Annotated in this window: 18 protein-coding genes and 1 pseudogene; 2 read left to right on the top strand and 17 right to left on the bottom strand. The window is 41.5% G+C overall.

The features are described 5' to 3' along the window. Positions 1 to 211 precede the first annotated feature (211 nt). The 3 genes from I6E11_RS00730 to I6E11_RS00720 form a co-directional block, all read right to left on the bottom strand. Positions 212 to 352 (bottom strand): hypothetical protein, encoded by a 141-nt coding sequence (locus I6E11_RS00730; RefSeq protein WP_235335941.1) that lies wholly within the window; start codon positions 350 to 352, stop codon positions 212 to 214. A gap of 84 nt (positions 353 to 436) precedes the next feature. Beyond that, positions 437 to 1,552, bottom strand: coding sequence for a peptide chain release factor 2 (gene prfB / locus I6E11_RS00725; RefSeq protein WP_235335940.1), 1,116 nt, complete (start codon positions 1,550 to 1,552; stop codon positions 437 to 439). A 53-nt stretch (positions 1,553 to 1,605) separates the two neighbouring features. Next, entirely contained in the window at positions 1,606 to 3,411 is a 1,806-nt protein-coding gene (locus tag I6E11_RS00720) for an AMP-dependent synthetase/ligase (protein WP_235335939.1), read from the bottom strand. A gap of 123 nt (positions 3,412 to 3,534) precedes the next feature. On the opposite strand from I6E11_RS00720, the gene I6E11_RS00715 reads away from it, so the two are divergent. Further along, positions 3,535 to 4,599: a M20 family metallo-hydrolase gene (locus I6E11_RS00715; protein WP_235335951.1), complete on the top strand. Its 1,065-nt coding sequence runs from the start codon at positions 3,535 to 3,537 to the stop codon at positions 4,597 to 4,599. A gap of 23 nt (positions 4,600 to 4,622) precedes the next feature. Here the strand turns inward: I6E11_RS00715 and I6E11_RS00710 are convergent, their stop codons facing one another. Next, positions 4,623 to 5,174 (bottom strand): beta-class carbonic anhydrase, encoded by a 552-nt coding sequence (locus I6E11_RS00710; RefSeq protein WP_235335938.1) that lies wholly within the window; start codon positions 5,172 to 5,174, stop codon positions 4,623 to 4,625. Between the two features lie 146 nt (positions 5,175 to 5,320). Between I6E11_RS00710 and I6E11_RS00705 the strand changes: the two genes are divergently transcribed. After that, positions 5,321 to 6,502 carry a phosphoribosylaminoimidazolecarboxamide formyltransferase gene (locus I6E11_RS00705; RefSeq protein WP_317221504.1) on the top strand — a complete coding sequence of 394 codons (1,182 nt, stop codon included), beginning with the start codon at positions 5,321 to 5,323 and terminating at the stop codon, positions 6,500 to 6,502. A gap of 165 nt (positions 6,503 to 6,667) precedes the next feature. Here the strand turns inward: I6E11_RS00705 and I6E11_RS00700 are convergent, their stop codons facing one another. The 13 genes and pseudogenes from I6E11_RS00700 to obgE all read right to left on the bottom strand — a co-directional run bounded on the left by I6E11_RS00700 (position 6,668) and on the right by obgE (position 16,974). Beyond that, complete coding sequence (locus I6E11_RS00700; protein WP_235335936.1) at positions 6,668 to 7,339, bottom strand: nucleotidyl transferase AbiEii/AbiGii toxin family protein; 672 nt, start codon at positions 7,337 to 7,339, stop codon at positions 6,668 to 6,670. Beyond that, positions 7,339 to 7,851, bottom strand: coding sequence for a helix-turn-helix transcriptional regulator (locus I6E11_RS00695; protein ID WP_235335935.1), 513 nt, complete (start codon positions 7,849 to 7,851; stop codon positions 7,339 to 7,341). Before I6E11_RS00695 ends, I6E11_RS00700 begins: the two co-directional genes overlap by 1 nt. Before the next feature lie 243 nt (positions 7,852 to 8,094). Further along, on the bottom strand, positions 8,095 to 8,253 hold the full coding sequence (locus I6E11_RS00690) for a four helix bundle protein (RefSeq protein ID WP_235335934.1): 159 nt from the start codon (positions 8,251 to 8,253) through the stop codon (positions 8,095 to 8,097). 68 nt (positions 8,254 to 8,321) lie between these two features. Beyond that, positions 8,322 to 9,170, bottom strand: a complete 849-nt coding sequence (locus I6E11_RS00685) for an Lcl C-terminal domain-containing protein (protein WP_235335933.1) — start codon at positions 9,168 to 9,170, stop codon at positions 8,322 to 8,324. A 33-nt stretch (positions 9,171 to 9,203) separates the two neighbouring features. Further along, positions 9,204 to 10,646: pseudogene (locus tag I6E11_RS00680) on the bottom strand (IS4 family transposase). An 82-nt stretch (positions 10,647 to 10,728) separates the two neighbouring features. After that, positions 10,729 to 11,343 carry a DUF3575 domain-containing protein gene (locus I6E11_RS00670; protein WP_235335930.1) on the bottom strand — a complete coding sequence of 205 codons (615 nt, stop codon included), beginning with the start codon at positions 11,341 to 11,343 and terminating at the stop codon, positions 10,729 to 10,731. A 109-nt stretch (positions 11,344 to 11,452) separates the two neighbouring features. Continuing rightward, on the bottom strand, positions 11,453 to 12,319 hold the full coding sequence (locus I6E11_RS00665; RefSeq protein WP_235335929.1) for a helix-turn-helix transcriptional regulator: 867 nt from the start codon (positions 12,317 to 12,319) through the stop codon (positions 11,453 to 11,455). A 241-nt stretch (positions 12,320 to 12,560) separates the two neighbouring features. Beyond that, a complete protein-coding gene (locus tag I6E11_RS00660) occupies positions 12,561 to 13,187 on the bottom strand; it encodes a porin family protein (RefSeq protein ID WP_235335928.1) in 627 nt (208 codons plus the stop codon). Between the two features lie 162 nt (positions 13,188 to 13,349). Then, on the bottom strand, positions 13,350 to 13,871 hold the full coding sequence (locus I6E11_RS00655; RefSeq protein ID WP_235335927.1) for an outer membrane beta-barrel protein: 522 nt from the start codon (positions 13,869 to 13,871) through the stop codon (positions 13,350 to 13,352). 122 nt (positions 13,872 to 13,993) lie between these two features. Continuing rightward, positions 13,994 to 14,185: a hypothetical protein gene (locus tag I6E11_RS00650; RefSeq protein ID WP_235335926.1), complete on the bottom strand. Its 192-nt coding sequence runs from the start codon at positions 14,183 to 14,185 to the stop codon at positions 13,994 to 13,996. Positions 14,186 to 14,264: 79 nt separating this feature from the next. Continuing rightward, complete coding sequence (locus tag I6E11_RS00645; protein WP_235335925.1) at positions 14,265 to 14,942, bottom strand: B3/B4 domain-containing protein; 678 nt, start codon at positions 14,940 to 14,942, stop codon at positions 14,265 to 14,267. Positions 14,943 to 14,983: 41 nt separating this feature from the next. Further along, the gene (gene pgeF, locus I6E11_RS00640; RefSeq protein WP_235335924.1) at positions 14,984 to 15,793 is read right to left on the bottom strand and encodes a peptidoglycan editing factor PgeF; all 810 of its coding nucleotides are present in this window, start codon (positions 15,791 to 15,793) and stop codon (positions 14,984 to 14,986) included. Then, the gene (gene obgE / locus I6E11_RS00635; RefSeq protein WP_235335923.1) at positions 15,793 to 16,974 is read right to left on the bottom strand and encodes a GTPase ObgE; all 1,182 of its coding nucleotides are present in this window, start codon (positions 16,972 to 16,974) and stop codon (positions 15,793 to 15,795) included. Before obgE ends, pgeF begins: the two co-directional genes overlap by 1 nt. Between the last annotated feature and the right edge of the window lie 123 nt (positions 16,975 to 17,097).

Below are 17,097 nucleotides of genomic sequence, written 5' to 3'. Positions count from 1 at the left end.
GGCAGCAGAACCACCACCTAAGGAGGTAATAAGCTCATAAGAGGGGCTTGTCTGATATGAAAATAACTCCCAACTTATCTATTTCAGCAAGTTGGGAGGGAATTCACGTCTTTAGCGGACAGTAATATTTTTTTATCCTCTGTTATTAAATAGAACAAAGGCTGCCGGATAATGTTCACACCCGACAGCCTTTATTTATACTTTAGAAAAGTCAGACAGCCACACTATATGCAACAGCCAATAGCACTCCCAAAACTAAAAGAGAGATGCATACTATTTTAAAAACTTTGTCAGCCTTTTGTTCTTGACGTTTCTCGTAATTTTGTCTTTTGATGTTATGTTTCTGGCTCATAGCAAATATTTTTATATTAACTTACCCCAAAATTACTATTTAATTAATAAAAACCAAAAACAGAACACAAAAAAATATCAGAAATCAAGCCTCACTATCCGAGAACTCCATCAGATAAGCCTTAATGAATCCGTCTATCTTACCGTCCATAACACCATTCACATCAGATGTCTGGAAGTTAGTACGATGGTCTTTCACACGACGGTCATCAAACACATAGCTTCGTATCTGAGAGCCCCATTCTATCTTCTTCTTTCCAGCCTCAACTTTAGCCTGCTCCTCCATACGATGCTGAAGTTCCTTATCATAAAGAATAGAACGCAACTGACGCATTGCATTTTCCTTATTCTTAGGCTGGTCACGCGTTTCTGTATTTTCAATAAGAATTTCTTCTTCTTCTCCTGTGTATGGGTCTTTATACTGGTAGCGCAAACGTACTCCAGATTCTACTTTATTAACGTTCTGACCTCCGGCTCCACCGCTTCGGAAAGTATCCCAAGATATACGTGCCGGTTCAATAGTAACTTCTATAGAATCGTCCACCAAAGGAGTAACGAAAACTGAAGCAAACGAAGTCATACGTTTTCCCTGTGCATTATACGGCGACACACGTACCAGACGGTGAACTCCGTTTTCTCCTTTCAAATATCCATAGGCATAAGGTCCTTCGATATTCATCGTAACAGTCTTGATTCCAGCTTCATCACCTTCCTGCAGATTGGCTACAGAAAGTTTATATCCGTTACTTTCAGCCCAACGCATATACATACGCATAAGCATCGACGACCAGTCCTGGCTTTCAGTACCACCTGCACCAGAGTTTATCTTCAGCACACAGTCCATCTGGTCAGCTTCCGAACGAAGCATATTCTTCAGTTCAAGCTCTTCAACTGCTACCAGGGCCTTACTGTATGCCTCATCCACTTCCTGTTCTGTCACAAGTTCATCCTTGAAGAAGTCGAACGACAATTCCAGTTCGTCTACCAAAGTCTTCACTTCTTTATATCCGTCAATCCATGCCTGAATTCCTTTCACCTTCTTCATCTGAGCTTCAGCCTTCTTAGCATCATCCCAAAATCCAGGTGCCTGAGTGCGGAGCTGTTCTTCCTCCACCTGTACCAACTTGTTTTCAATATCCAGATAGCGGTAAAGCGCTTCTGTGCGTTCCTTTAAATCCTTAAGTTGTTCTATTGTAATCATCTTATTCCATTTTTGCGGCTACAAAGTTAGTCAAAAATCACAAAATGACCAAGTTACTCTTCATACATCTTCTCTATCTGCTCTGCATAGTTTTTCATCAATACAGGTCTCTTTATTTTCAGAGTATTAGTTAGCTCACCTTTTTCCATACTGAAAGGTTCCGGAAGCAATGTAAACTTCTTAATCTGTTCATAATGTGCAAATTCCTGTTGCAATGTATCTATACGCATACGGAATAATTCCTGGATTTCCGGCTTGGCAAGCAAATCCTTCATGTCAGAATATTCTATACCCTTACTTTCTGCATAAGCTTTCACCTGCGAATACTCTGGCACAATAAGGGCAGACACATATTTCCTTTGGTCTGCTATTATTGAAATCTGATCAATATATTTATCTACTACCAGTTTTGTTTCTATAGCCTGCGGAGCTATATATTTACCGTTGGATGTCTTGAACAAATCCTTTATACGGTCAGTAAGGTACAGTCGTCCATCTTCTATATAACCTGCATCACCCGTGTGGAACCATCCGTCGGCAGTAAACGAATCTTTTGTTATAGCCTCCTTATTATAATACCCTTTTGTTACAGTTTCTCCTTTTACCAGGACCTCATTATTCTCGCCTATTTTAATTTCAACTCCTGGCAACACTCTTCCCACCGAACCTATTTTGTAATCGTCAATCCACTGACATGTTACAGTAGCTGTAGTTTCAGTAAGTCCGTATCCGGCTATCATATTTATACCTACCGATCTTACAAACTCCTCTACTTTTGGCGGTATGGCAGCACCGGCCGTTGGAAAGAAATTACCATTTTCTATACCTATAGTTTTCTTCAACAGGCTATAAATAGTTTTTTCATAGAATTTGTATTTCATTTTAAGTATGGCCGACGGTTCTTTGCCGTTCATAAGGCAATCTATATTATATTCCTTACCCACCTTTAACGCATCAAGCATAAGCTTCTTTTTTATTCCGGTAGTTTCGTTTATCTTTTCCATAACTCCGGAATACACCTTCTCCCAAAAACGTGGAACGCTACACATTGCCGTAGGACGTATTTCCTTTATGGTTTTCTGAATGTCGGTAGGCCTTAAGTTAACACACAAAGTACAGCCTCTGTCTATACACAGATATGACCATGCTCGCTCAAAGATATGTGTAAACGGTAAAAAGTTCATTATTACGTCTTTATCAGATAGAGTTTTCAGACGTCCGTAATGAGCCTTAATTCCGAATTCGAAACATGAATGATGGAGCATAACCCCTTTGGATTCGCCGGTAGTACCAGATGTATAAAGGATATTTGCCAAATCATCCCGACTGGAAGCTTCGGTACGTCTGTCCACTTCCTGCTGTAACGATTCATCTTCACCCAACTTCAGGAAATCATCAAAATAAATCGAGTTTGTATCACCAGGGAGTTTCTTTACATTATGGTCAAAAATAATAATCTGTTTCAGCGACTTGCATAATCCCTGTACACGTCTTGCCACTTCATACTGATATTGTTCTCCTACGAAAATATACCTTATAGATGCATCCTGAACTATATAGTGAACCTGTGCCTCAGAACTTGTGGCATATAGCGGAATTGTAACCACTCTGGTGGCATAAGCACCAAAATCCACATAAAAACACTCCGGCATATTTTGAGAGAAGACACCCACATTTTCCTGTTCCTTAACATCCAGTGCAACCATTGCGCGGGATACACGCTTTACTTTATCTGCAAATTTGTTCCACGAAACAGAAATCCATGACGAAACAGAATAGTCACGATACTTTATTGCTACTCTTTCACCGTATTTCTTAGCTTGACGGAAAACAAGGTCCGACAAAAATGATTTGCCCATTTTATATACTTATTTAGAATTCTTAATACGCAAAGTTAATTATATTTTTCTATTTTACCACAATTTTGTTACTATATACTAAAATAAAACATATCTTTGCCATAAAATATCAGAATAAATATGATGACAGATACAAGTTATTACACATCTGAGGCTGTAACACTGCTTCAGTCTCTGATAGGAATACCATCCATAAGCAGAGAGGAAGACGCAGCAGCCGATTTCCTCCAGACATATATAGAGGAATCCGGCATAATGACCGGACGAATGGGCAACAACGTGTGGTGCATAAGTCCCATGTTCGATACTTCAAAACCCACAATTCTTCTAAATTCTCATATAGATACTGTTAAACCTGTTAACGGTTGGCGCAAGCAACCATTCACTCCCAAAATAGACAATGGGAAGCTGTTCGGCTTAGGCAGCAACGACGCCGGTGCATCGTTAGTATCGTTATTCCAGGTCTACAAACACCTAAGTGCTACAGAGCAGAAATATAATCTGATATTCCTTGCTTCATGCGAAGAAGAAGTTTCAGGCAAAAACGGTATCGAAAGTGTGCTTCCACAGCTACCCCCCATTACACTGGGCATAGTGGGCGAACCTACAGAGATGAATCCGGCCATAGCTGAGAAAGGTTTAATGGTACTCGATGTCACGGCCTATGGACGTTCTGGACATGCAGCACGCGAAGAAGGCGACAATGCCATATACAAAATCCTTCCTGATATAGAATGGTTCCGCACACACAAGTTCGAAAAGGAATCACCTCTTTTAGGACCGGTTAAAATGACAGTTACACAAATCAATGCCGGTACACAACATAATGTAATTCCGGACACATGCAGCATAGTGGTAGACATACGCAGCAACGAATGCTATTCAAACGAAGCTCTTTTCGAAGAAATTAAGAAAAATATAGGAAGCGAGATAAAGGCAAGATCGTTCAGACTAAATTCTTCCAGTATATCTCCGGATCATCCTATCGTAAAACGTGCCGTGGCACTTGGAAAAACTCCATTCGGTTCGCCTACCCTTTCCGACCAGGCACTAATGCCATTCACCTCCGTGAAAATAGGTCCGGGCAAATCATCACGTTCGCATACGGCCGACGAATATATCATGATAAATGAAATAGAAGAGGCAATAAGCCTTTATATACAGTTATTGGATGGGTTGGAGCTGTAATGCCCCAACCTTTTTTTATTATATCAGTCAGATTCTATCTCCGTTAGTTCTCCTGTAACAGAATTCATAATGAATCCCCTCACCCTTATACCCTCTGCCGGCATCAGAGGATGGTGTCTTACAATATGAACACTTTTGCGTACGGCATCCTCTGTATCATCAAAGCCACTCAGCCACGAACGCAAATCCACATCACAATACTCCATCATCTCAATATGATCCTGCGACACCCCGCGTGAACGCATATGCGCAAGCATCACATCACTGTCCATATGCTGCACGCCACAGTCCGTATGTCCTATAATCATAATTTCCTCCACACCGAGTTCATAAATAGCAACCAGAAGGCTTCGCATGGCACTACCAAAAGGATGCGTAATTGTTCCTCCGGCATTCTTAACAATCTTCACATCACCATTCTTAAGCCCCAAGGCAGCAGGAAGCAACTCTATAAGGCGTGTATCCATACACGTCACAATAGCTATTTTCTTGTCAGGATATTTAGTTGTAAGAAATTTCTCATATCCCTTAGTTTCAACAAAAGATTTGTTGAATTCTATCAGTTCGTCTATCATAATCCTTATATATATAATTTAAGCACTGTAAAGGTAACACATAATTTCATACCATTCATACATATAAATTACAAAAAAATCAAAACCATATAGGAAAACAGCGGACAAAACCGTATTTTTGTAACAGAATTCATAAACAAGAAATAATTATGGCTAAAGAACTTGAACTGAAATACGGATGCAATCCTAACCAAAAGCCTGCACGTATTTTCATGAAAGAAGGGGAACTGCCTATCGAAGTCCTGAACGGACGCCCCGGCTACATCAACTTCCTTGATGCACTGAACGGATGGCAGTTAGTAAAAGAACTGAAAGAAGCTACAGGAATGCCTGCAGCAACATCTTTCAAACATGTCAGCCCTGCCGGTGCTGCCATCGGTCTTGAACTGGACGAAACTATGAAAAAGATTTATTTCGTCGATGGTCTTCCTCTTTCTCCACTTGCTAATGCGTATGTACGTGCCCGCGGTGCCGACCGTATGTCTTCTTACGGCGACTTTATTGCTCTGAGCGACATCTGCGACGAAGAGACTGCACGTTTCATCAACCGCGAAGTTTCAGACGGTGTTATTGCTCCGGGATATACAGATGCAGCACTTGAAATCCTGAAGGCAAAACGCAAAGGTACTTACAATGTAATCAAGATTGAGCCAGACTACGTTCCGGCTCCTATCGAAACTAAGGAAGTATTCGGTGTAACTTTCGAACAGGGAAGAAACGAAATCAAGCTGAACGGCGAAGATTTGTTCCAGAACATACCTACCCAGAACAAGAACTTTACAGATGCTGCAAAGCGTGACCTTATGATTGCGCTTATCACTCTGAAATATACTCAGTCAAACTCTGTATGCTACGTCAAGGATGGTCAGGCTATCGGTATCGGTGCCGGACAGCAGAGCCGTATCCACTGTACACGTCTTGCAGGAAATAAAGCAGACATCTGGTATTTGCGTCAGCATCCGAAAGTATTGAACTTGCCTTGGGTTGAAAAAATCCGCCGTGCAGACCGTGACAATACTATCGATATCTACATAAGCGAAGACCACGACGATGTATTGGCAGACGGAGTATGGCAGCAGTTCTTCACAGAAAAGCCTGAAGTTCTTACCCGCGAAGAAAAACGCGCATGGCTTGACACACTGAAAGGTGTAGTTCTTGGATCAGACGCATTCTTCCCTTTCGGTGACAATATCGAACGTGCCCACAAGAGTGGTGTAGAATTCATTGCACAGGCTGGTGGTTCCGTACGCGATGACCATGTTATCGAGACTTGCGACAAATACGGCATTGCAATGGCGTTTACAGGCATACGTCTGTTCCACCATTAATATTCTGCCTTATACAAATAACAGAAAAACTCCTGACAGTTACTTTTCAAAAGGTTCTGTCAGGAGTTTTTGTTATTCAGATTTCCCCATTTATAGACGCAACAATGAGACTGTATCATATTTCATTCTTCTATTGTCAGATACAGCACTTATTCTTGCAGTATTTTAGTCTTTCTCCTGACTAAAATATTCCTCTGCAGCTATCTTTAGATCCATACCGATAAGTTCCCACGCATATCCCCTATAACAGTCTATTCCTTCAGGACATTCCTTGACATCAAAGATTCTTTCAAATCCGGCTTTGATATCTTGTTTCGTAAAGCTCCATCCGTCACGCATCATCGCCCATTCTATCATTTCTTCCAGACTATAGGTGTTACTGAGTTCATAAATATCCCAAAAGTCTTTTTGCCGGGGTTCCTCCTGTGCGATTGCCTTTATTTTCATCGCTGCAATCTCTCTTATATCTGCAAGTCTTATTTCGTCTGTATATTTGAGAGGGAAGATAAAGTTTTCAGTATAAAAAAAGTCAGCCTTTATACAATCATTCTGAGACTCGCCAATGCGGACGGTATATCCCAAAGCCGGTTGGTCTAAACTGTCCAAATTTTCTGAATATGGGAAGTTTTCTTGCAAGAAAAGCTTCATGGCTGCCGTATTCATGCTTCCGTAGTCTATGTCCGTAAACAAATCTATATCTATAGAGCGCCTATGTCCTAATTGAAGGCTTAGGCACGTTCCACCAACCAAGTTAAAGTCTTTGAATACATCAGATTGTTGAATCGTTTTCAGGCAACGGACTAATTGGGGCGATACGGTTTCATAATGAAGTTTCATTATACAAATTCTTTAAAGTTTCTTTCTCTTGTTTCTTTTTTCCATTCGCTGTGTATGTTCCGCAATACAGTTTGTATCGTTTCTTTGCCATAAAACCGGATGATTTCCTCTATTTCCTGACGGTTTCCATATTCAAATACGCGCTGAATTACCCACTCCTTATTTTTTATCCAGTTAATTTTTTCCAGTCTTGTATCCCAAAACAATGCCATGCCGAATTTCGACAAGTCAGGGTGTCTTGTCAGTTCTTTTTCTGTCAGATAGGCATAAACTTCATAATTAGCCTGTATCTTATAGAAATAGCCCTCAATTCCTATTCCCAGTGCTTTTTCTATGGCTATGGACTGCTGGATAGTAAAATCCCTTGTACCTTTAATTAGTTCACTGATTCTTTGCGGATATACGCCTGTTTTGTTGGATAGTTGCTTTTGGGTTATTTTTGCCTTTCGCAAAATATGTTCCAGAACTTTTCCTGCCGGCGTCCTTTCTGATTTGATATATTCCTCATACATGTTGCTGTCTTTTATATGGTTCTTCTACAAAAATACATTTGTTTTTGCTAAAAACCAAATTTGGTTATTTGTTTTTACAGCCTTCCTTTAGTCAATTGTCTTACCTCAATCAATACGTCTGTCAGGAGTTTTGTTTATAATATCGACTTGGGAAACAATAATAAAAACAGTAAAATTCTTAACAGAAAAACATATGCAAAGCGGTTTTCTGTTCAGAATTTTACTGTTCTCTTTAATTATTATCTATCTTGCTCTCCAGAAACGAGTGCAGAGACACCGTTCCGTCATTCTCACTCCAAGACCATATTTAAAGAAGCGCGGAAATGTCTGAGTGAGTTGATACAGCCTGTTCAATAGCTCCGTGCAGTCCTTATATATATTCAGTTCCTCTGCCAACGACATATTTCTGATTTTTTCCCGCTTACGCGGGATTAGTTTTTTAATAGATAAATTTTTAAATTGATAAATAACTAAAAAGCGCAAACAAGGCGCAACCTGCGGTCGTCGCCCTTATTGAAGCTGCCCACGACACCGCTATCCAGGACCACGAAGTGCGCACCGCTGCTACTGTGCTCCGTACTGGACCAGTAGCCACTAGCGGAGAGCTGTGTCTTCTTTATCTTACCCAGTTGGCCATTCACTGTGGCATAAGCCGATACAAATACTTTCATTTCTGCCACAGAAGGTATATACCATCCGGATGTTTTATTATTCGTTTCTGACGCTTCCTGCCCTTTTAGAGTATTATAACTTTTTACAATTGCATAATCGGATTTATTAGATGTCAGATAAGTTGTATTTTCATAACCATTAAACTTTGTTTGATCTGTACTTACTCCTGAAGACTCACCATATGTACCCCATTGAGTAGAATAAATCTCATTAAGTCCGACAATCAATCCTAAACTCTTGCCTGCCACACCGGTATTGCCTACATAATATACCACACCCATACAGTTTGCCACTTCACCTGCCGGAACTTCATCAAGCAAGGCTCCACTTTTCATAAAATAGTCACCTATTTTCAGGACATGAGGAATTTCCTCTTCTGGACCTTTTAATATAGTAGATTCTATATTAAACTGCTTATATTTCCCTGAAGATACAGTTTTGCCTGATATGGTATAATTCTTAGTGTTATCATAACAAGTAAATGAACCACTTGCCGTAAATGTTTCGCCAGGCTTAACAAGGTACTTGAAAGCGAAATTATCAGTTTCACGACCGAGATATACGTTTTCCGGTAAATTATTTGCGGTAAATTCGGCTGGCATTTCAACATTATCTGCTGTCCATTTATAAGATTCATTACCTTTCATATAACTTAAGTTTCGCAAGTAAAGTGTAGCTCCTCAGGCGGCTGGTGTCAGCCTGTCGAAAGCCTGCTTCACAGCTTTGATTTGTTTATCGTTTGATATTACTTGTTCAGTCAGAACCATTGCATCACAGTTAAGTACCTCGGCAATGACGTTTATAACTTCTACAATCAGCAGCCAGATTTTTTCTGCTACTGAAAGTTCAACAGAGTTCTTTGAAATTTCAGCAAAGAGTCCTCCGATAGTTTCGTATGACTCATAGCGTTTGACATAACTGAGAATATTGTATTGCAGTACGCACAATGATATGCCTGCAATCTGTCCGGCGAAGTCTCTGCACTGGTTCTTTCCGAGTTTAAGATTTTGCTTCATCTCTTTGTGAGCCACTTCGATAACCCATCTTCTTGAGTAAAGTCTGAAGGCTTCTTTCGCATCAAGTTTCAAATCCGAGGTAAGCAGAGCATTCCAATTGCCGTTCTTGCCTCTTCTGTAGAAGAACAGGCAGACCTTAATGCTGGAGATTTTAGCAGAGACAATTGCTGTGTAGTAACCGATTGAGCGGCTATACTTTACGTTCTTGGATTTCTGGAGAGCCTTGATAAGTTCAGGCGCTGTCTTGTTTCCAAGATCTGTCTCATACTTTGTCTTGCCCATCTTTATCATTCCGATAAGGTGGCATCCAAAGTGCCTTGAGACCACGAACTTCAAAAGTTCAGAGCAGGTAAACCAGCTGTCAACAAGAAGATAATCGAAACGTACACCCTCTATGATTGAGCGCTTGAGCATGCTGATGGCCGTCTCAATCTTACTTGCAAAATACTCAGCGCTACGCCTGGCAATACGCTCATCCCCTGAGTGTTCCTTACAATAGCGAGCCTCCGTCTGTTTCTTGGATAACCACTGTGGCTTATCGCTTCGTTTTCCCTCCTCTCCATGGAGAGAAAAGTCAAGGAGAAACTGGGATACACCATCCGTAAAGCAGAGGAACATTGCCTTGAATCCAAGTATAGGCTTCATTTGGGTATGAGAGAATACCTTGCCAATCTTCTAGGTCTTGAATCCGGTCTTCGGAAGGTCTGTATCATCGATGATGACGCATCTGATGTCCGACTTCAATGTCGTTCTGCGTTTCACACGTGAATACAACTGCCTGAAAACCGAGTAGATTATACGTCGCCAATTGATGTTGCCGTCGTTCATGAAACGATAGAACATGTCTTTGTGGCAGACAAACATCTTACCCAGGGCAGAAGACGAATAGTTGGCAGCATTCTTAATTGAAAAGAACGGGAACAGAACAAGCAGTTGTAACACCTGAAGGCAGGTGAATTTGCAATTCGGATTCTTAACTGACCCGATAACTTTGCTTTGTATCCTTATGCTGTTCATAATGGTTGATATGCTGTTTATTGCCTTGCTGGAGTCATTGTTTGCAAAAAACTCTTGGAGTTCACCGATAATATGTCTATTTTTGTTCATGGCTAAAGGGTGCTATATGTTTGTTTGGCGACATTAATATAGTGATAATCATTGAATTATCAAACTCTTTAGCCTTTTTTTATTACATTATTTGAGTACTTGCGAAACTTGAGTAGATATAATATATTATTGATACTGATGCCTTGGAAGGACCTATGTAGTGACGTTTGGCCTGTTTCACCAGTGCTCCGCAGGCTCCGGCATAATATTTGCGATAGTCCAGCAGCATATATCCCACTCCCAATGATGCCTCCACTCCCCAGCGTCGGGCAAACGCCCACTGATAGCCCACACTGACTCCGCCTCCCACCAGCGAGCCTTCGTAACGGTAGCGCTCCAGGTCCTTTATGCCAAGAAACTTGCCTCCCCCAAGATTGTATTTGCCGTAATCGGCATACACACCGGCATACCACCTCTCGTAAGGACGGCAGAACCAGTATTTATATTCGGGAACTATTATCCAGTGAAAGAGTTTAGGGTTTGTGGACTGTGTCACGCCCGAAGGTGCAGGCAGACGGAAAGGATTGAAACCGGCATTGAAGCCTATGGAAGATTTCTTGAATATGCGCGTCTCCATGCCTATATTGGGGGTTGTGGTAAGTGCATAAAGAAAGTTGGACTTCAGACCCACTGTCTGAGCCAGACCATTGCATGAAAACGCAATAATAAACAATATTATAGTAATTGATTTACCCAATGTCATCATTTTTTGGCAAACGTAGTTCATATTATATACAAAACAGTATGCAAATTTACTGACATCAGGCATGACGGATTTTACACTAATCGGTCATTATTAGGTGATACTATCTGTTTGCGCCAGACAAAGAGTATTCGCGTCTCAGTTCGGAAGGCGATTTGCCGAAATGTTTCTTGCAGAAACGTACAAGATATGAGGATGAGGAAAATCCGTAGTGAAAGGCTATTTCGCCAAAGGTAAAGTCTGTATGACGGATTTCGGATATTATATCGGCTGCCTTCATACTTATGAGCCATGCCGAAACGGAAGTATTGAACACTTGCCTGAAACGACGGGTAAAGGTACTTACACTCATATTGGCCAAGGCTGCAAATTCCTTGATATCAGTCACATCTTTGTAATGTGCCATTACGAAGTCGCAGAACATCAGTTCGCTGACACTGATATGACTGAAGAACCCGGAAAGTTCTCTTTCCGGATAGCCGGACAGTATATACATGAGAACCTCGTCGCGCTTGGTTTGCTGGTACTGGGGATATGAAAGGATTTCACTGCCTGCCAGAAGAAGACTGTCAATGAAATGGCTTACTGTTTCGCAAAACGGCAAGGCACACATGCCGGCCGAAGGTGGCAGAGAACCAGAAGAGAGTATCTGCTGAAACGAAGACAGCAGACACGGATTTACATCATATGAAAATTTACATAAAAGGATACGCGAAGCGGTAACTGACACATATTCCGTATTGCTGTGGCTCGGCATAAAAAACATATTGCCACTACTTATAGGGGATATAGCACCTGAAGAAGCAACAGCCCCGACCTGCCCCTCGAGCACAAACACTATTGCACCACCGGCTGAAGCCAAAACCGGCAGAGAGCTGCCATGCGACAAACTGATAATGCACAGAACCGAAGATTCCGACACCCCGGAATCCACGCCCGACAATGAATCTAACCTACAGCTGTTTACCATAATAAAAAAAATCCATTTTAATTTTTACACTAAAACGGATTATGGTAACTCAATGCATACTCTCCTACTTAAGAACAGAAATTAACATTAAGTTATCAAAATCCACGTTCGGGGGAGCGTTTTTTAAATAATTAACACCCCCGCTTAACAATTGATAACTGTGTTAAAATAAGTTCATCAACTATTTTCCACCAAAAGGCAGAAAACCAAGAGAGAGGTTATATAAATGTATATATATTTATCAGAATTTATATCCCACTGTGAAATACATCGCAAAATTATATGGAGATGGTCCTGAAGCAATCTTGCAGAATCCGAAATCGGCATCAAGACCCACTGTCCACTCCTTAAAATCAAGGCCTACTCCGGCCTGTACACCGGCATCGAAGCGGTTATGACCTTCGTAAAAACTTTTTTGATAATATAAATCATCAAAAGTTGGCCACGACATGGTAAGCGCATCCACTTTTGTTTCTGATTCACCGGAAATTCCATATGCTATATATGGACCTACGGTAAACACCATATCAAACATTGAAGTCGCTCCTACATGAAATGCAGCCAATAATGGCATTTGAAAATAGTTTTGGTTAACCTGAACTCTACCTATAACAAAATCTTTATCTGTTCCACAGTTTGCTCCTTTCGAAGTCCAGTTTACACCTGTCTGAAAAGATACAAGCCAATTCAATGGAATGTCGAGTGTCACTCCTACTTTAGGATTGAACAATGGCTTACTGCCATCGGCATTCTTTCCCATCCATGCCGACATGCCGGCACCGACTTCCAATCCCCACTGTACTTTATTCTGTGCTACTGTCGGGAAAAAAGACAGCAGGCATAACATGGCAACCAACAGTTTCTTCATAATATTTCTTCAGTTTATATTAGTATGGACACAAATTTAAATAAATTAATGACATACTATACAAAATAACGGATAAAAAAATGCCCTGTCGTTTTAGTCAAAACGACAAAGCGTTTTGATTTAAATGACAAGGCATTTTTTTAAGTATATAAATGTCTGTTTTTAGAATGCGTATTCTATACCTATAGAGATATCTTCGCCCGATACTCCTACACCGAAGCCGCTATTGTCATTGCCTCTGTAGTCCTGGCGGAATCCGGCAAAACCTATCTTAGAAACAAAGCTGAAATGGTCATTCAGTTTAATGGCGATACCCGGTTTTACACCAAGTTCAAAACCTGCGTCTGCATCAGAATGTTTAACCTTGTTGACAGACAATCCAAGTCCCATGTCAAGAAACAGACGCACTATACCATTTTCATAATATGAATAACGTGCATATGGTGCAATTGCAAATGCTGTAGTTCCACGAGTTCCATCACCACCTGTCAGGTCAAGAATCAACTGACCACCTACAGACCATTTTTCATTCAGTCCGTAACCAAATTCAGGACTGATAGAGAAATTTGTAACTTCTGCATCGTGATTACTCCATAAACTAATACCACCTGCAACATACATTTCCTGTGCGTAAGCAGTAACCACTGCAAACATCACCATTAAAGTCATTAAAACTTTTTTCATAACTCTCATTTTTTAGTTGTTAAACTATTCAGTTTTTATTTTAAAATCAAATTTGAAAAAAATATATTATAAAAATTACTTTTCATTGAAAAATTTAATCAAAATCTTAAAAACAGAACAGTTTATCCGTTTTTATGACGATTTGCCCTGCGACGACGAATCTCTGCTTTCATCTTTGCTGCACCGGAATTATGAAGTCCGGTGATATAGGTTTTCTTTTTTGCCTTTGTCTTTACCTTTTCCTCTTTCTTGGCAGCCGGCGATTTGGCTCCTTTAAATACTATTCCTTCTGTTAAAATCTTTTCTATATCCATGTTGTGAGTTTTTTAAGTTTGTGAGTTGACAAAGTTCCATCCGGACGGCAAGCCTTGTCAACTTATAACTGAGACCTTGTCAACTAAAATAAACTATCTCTATATCCGTAGCTTCGGCAAATTCCTTCATCAGACCAACCATAAAATCTACGGCGTCTTCCAAACCTTCCTTGCCGCTATAAGCATTCATAATCGTCAGCAGGCGGGTGGTACCGGCAGTTATCTTCGTACGCTCATTATCGCTCGTAGGAGTTCCCACTCCTCCTACTGCATCGCGGTATACGGGCATACCCTCAATGTTCAGTTCGCCACGACCTATACCTTCATAGGGCTCGCCTGCCTTGCCTATGCCAAGAACCAGTTCATCGCCTTGTATCTTGTCCAAATCAAATCCCCCTATGGAGTGACCGCAATTGATGGAAGCCAGGTTGATGAGATCCACCAAAGTATCAATCTGATACAATGGAATGCCACGAAGTATGCGGCGGCATAATGCTTCGGACGACGGACGGTAACGGCTTGGGTCCTTGCCACACTTCTTATACGCCTGGCGTGTGGCCTGTATTGACGGCATATCCTTTATGGAATCTGTGGTGTATCTGGAACGGTAAAGTTCGGTAAATTCATCGATACGTTTCCACAGTTGTTCGTTATATGCAGAGTTTCTGACATTTGCAAAGACTGCTGCGCCCTGAAATCCAGGCCATGCCTGCTTCAATTCGTCGGAAACGACTATGTTTATTTTCCTATTCTCCATATTAACGCTTTATATATTGATTATGTTTAATATATTACAGATTATTCTTTTTTCAGCATTATCCCCGAAATAATTCTGCCGGATTTTATACCGGACCTTCGTGCGGAGAAAAAATCATCATTATTTATATATGTACATATGCCGCTCACTTCTATGCTTGATTCATTAACACCTGCCGAAACAAGTTGCAGTCTGTTTGCTTCCCAAAGGTCGATATGCCACTTTGAATATCGGCGAGATATCCGTTCCATCTGGAATCCGGCATCAAGGAATGCCTGATATACCTCGTCGCCAACCTCGAACGACTGTAATGAAATGCCCGGTCCGATTACAGCTGCTACGTCCTGCATGCGTGTTCCGTATGTTACATTCATCTCCTGCAATGTTTTCTCTACAATTCGTGCCACAGTACCTCGCCATCCTGCATGTATGGCAGCAATGGCCTTATTGCGTACATCATAACAGAGAACGGGTATACAGTCGGCAGTAGACACACACAGACATACTTCCGGCAAATTTGTTATTACGGCATCGACACCCTCAAGCAACTCTTTACGTTCCGCCTCGTCAGATTCAAGGAAATTGCAATCTATTTTACACACCTCGCTGGAGTGAACCTGATGGGGAATGACCAATGCCTGCGGACGGCACGGCATAATCTCCATAAGGAGTTTTCTGTTACGCACCACAGCTTCAGGACTGTCGCCACAATAGTGATTGCTGTTGAACGAGGAGTATTGCCCGGTGCTGTATCCTCCGTGACGGGTGGTAGAGAAACAAAAAATGTCAGCATACGATTCATTTAAACCGTACACTAACATTCTTTTATCTGTTGAAAATAAGTTATTCATTATTTTTCCGGTTCTTCATCCCAGTCTTCCTCTTCGTATTCATACTCGAAGTCGTCTTCATCTGCATCCTCGTATTCGTATTCAAAGTCTTCATCTTCGCCCATATCCTGAAGTTCCTGCTGGAGTTTTGAGACATCCTTGGAACGATGCACAATAGCTTCACGCCTTACAGCTTCAAGCTGATTGCTTTCTTTATTGAGTTCAGCCCATAAAATATCCTTAAGTTGCTGTATACCCATATTTGCTACAGAAGATATAAATATGTGAGGAACTCCTTCGGGCAATGTAGGTTCCAGCATACTGATAAGCTCATCGTCAAGCATATCGCATTTTGTTATTGCCAGAACGCGCTGCTTGTCGAGCATCTCAGGATTGAATGTAGCCAACTCATTCAGAAGAATTTCGTACTCCTTGCGTATATCATCCGTATCGCCCGGCACCATGAAGAGCAACAGTGAGTTTCGCTCTATGTGACGGAGGAAACGGAGCCCGAGTCCCTTACCCTCGCTTGCTCCTTCTATGATACCGGGAATATCTGCCATGACGAAAGATTTTCCATCACGATATGACACGATGCCCAAGTTTGGTTCAAGTGTAGTAAACGGATAGTTGGCTATCTTAGGACGTGCAGCCGAAACTGTAGAAAGCAGGGTAGACTTACCTGCGTTAGGGAAACCTACGAGACCTACATCGGCCAGCAGTTTAAGTTCGAGTATTACTGTCATTTCCTGCATAGGTTCGCCCGGCTGTGCAAATCGCGGTGCCTGACGCGTAGCTGTACGAAAGTGCCAGTTGCCCAAGCCTCCGCGTCCACCCTTAAGCAGGATTACTTCCTGACCGTGGTCTGTTATATCGCATACATATTCTCCGGTCTCAGCATTGTATACCACAGTACCGCACGGCACTTCTATCACTTTGTCGGCACCGTCCTTACCGAAGCTCTTGTTCTTGGAGCCGTTGCCTCCATGTTCGGCAAACACATGGCGTTCATACTTAAGGTGAAGCAACGTCCAGTAATTGCGGTTACCACGCAGAATTACATGACCTCCTCTACCACCGTCGCCCCCGTCCGGACCACCGTTGGGAATATATTTCTCACGGCGCATGTGTACCGAGCCACGACCTCCCTTACCGGAGCGGCAGTAGATTTTTACATAATCAACAAAATTCGATTCAGCCATATTTTTTATTAGAAGTTAAAGAAGTTAGATTGGGAAGTTAGTTGGGAAGTTAAAGAAGTTAGAGAAGTTAGATGGGGAAGCAAAATTCTTTAACTCCCTTACCTTCTTTAACTTCTTTAACTC

It is taken from the genome of Bacteroides caecigallinarum, from assembly GCF_021531075.1.
Lineage (GTDB): Bacteria > Bacteroidota > Bacteroidia > Bacteroidales > Bacteroidaceae > Phocaeicola > Phocaeicola caecigallinarum_B.
The sequence above is the reverse complement of the archived record's forward strand: the minus strand, read 5'-3'. Positions and strand labels throughout refer to the sequence as shown.

What these genes read in the sequence shown, in the direction of transcription:
- obgE (WP_235335923.1), bottom strand. Translation starts at nt 16,974, where the DNA reads ATGGCTGAATCGAATTTTGTTGATTATGTAAAAATCTACTGCCGCTCC.
- prfB (WP_235335940.1), bottom strand. Translation starts at nt 1,552, where the DNA reads ATGATTACAATAGAACAACTTAAGGATTTAAAGGAACGCACAGAAGCG.
- I6E11_RS00695 (WP_235335935.1), bottom strand. Translation starts at nt 7,851, where the DNA reads ATGTATGAGGAATATATCAAATCAGAAAGGACGCCGGCAGGAAAAGTT.
- I6E11_RS00730 (WP_235335941.1), bottom strand. Translation starts at nt 352, where the DNA reads ATGAGCCAGAAACATAACATCAAAAGACAAAATTACGAGAAACGTCAA.
- I6E11_RS00650 (WP_235335926.1), bottom strand. Translation starts at nt 14,185, where the DNA reads ATGGATATAGAAAAGATTTTAACAGAAGGAATAGTATTTAAAGGAGCC.
- I6E11_RS00645 (WP_235335925.1), bottom strand. Translation starts at nt 14,942, where the DNA reads ATGGAGAATAGGAAAATAAACATAGTCGTTTCCGACGAATTGAAGCAG.
- I6E11_RS00690 (WP_235335934.1), bottom strand. Translation starts at nt 8,253, where the DNA reads ATGTCGTTGGCAGAGGAACTGAATATATATAAGGACTGCACGGAGCTA.
- I6E11_RS00710 (WP_235335938.1), bottom strand. Translation starts at nt 5,174, where the DNA reads ATGATAGACGAACTGATAGAATTCAACAAATCTTTTGTTGAAACTAAG.
- pgeF (WP_235335924.1), bottom strand. Translation starts at nt 15,793, where the DNA reads ATGAATAACTTATTTTCAACAGATAAAAGAATGTTAGTGTACGGTTTA.
- I6E11_RS00700 (WP_235335936.1), bottom strand. Translation starts at nt 7,339, where the DNA reads ATGAAACTTCATTATGAAACCGTATCGCCCCAATTAGTCCGTTGCCTG.
- I6E11_RS00655 (WP_235335927.1), bottom strand. Translation starts at nt 13,871, where the DNA reads ATGAAAAAAGTTTTAATGACTTTAATGGTGATGTTTGCAGTGGTTACT.
- I6E11_RS00660 (WP_235335928.1), bottom strand. Translation starts at nt 13,187, where the DNA reads ATGAAGAAACTGTTGGTTGCCATGTTATGCCTGCTGTCTTTTTTCCCG.
- I6E11_RS00665 (WP_235335929.1), bottom strand. Translation starts at nt 12,319, where the DNA reads ATGGTAAACAGCTGTAGGTTAGATTCATTGTCGGGCGTGGATTCCGGG.
- I6E11_RS00715 (WP_235335951.1), top strand. Translation starts at nt 3,535, where the DNA reads ATGACAGATACAAGTTATTACACATCTGAGGCTGTAACACTGCTTCAG.
- I6E11_RS00720 (WP_235335939.1), bottom strand. Translation starts at nt 3,411, where the DNA reads ATGGGCAAATCATTTTTGTCGGACCTTGTTTTCCGTCAAGCTAAGAAA.
- I6E11_RS00685 (WP_235335933.1), bottom strand. Translation starts at nt 9,170, where the DNA reads ATGAAAGGTAATGAATCTTATAAATGGACAGCAGATAATGTTGAAATG.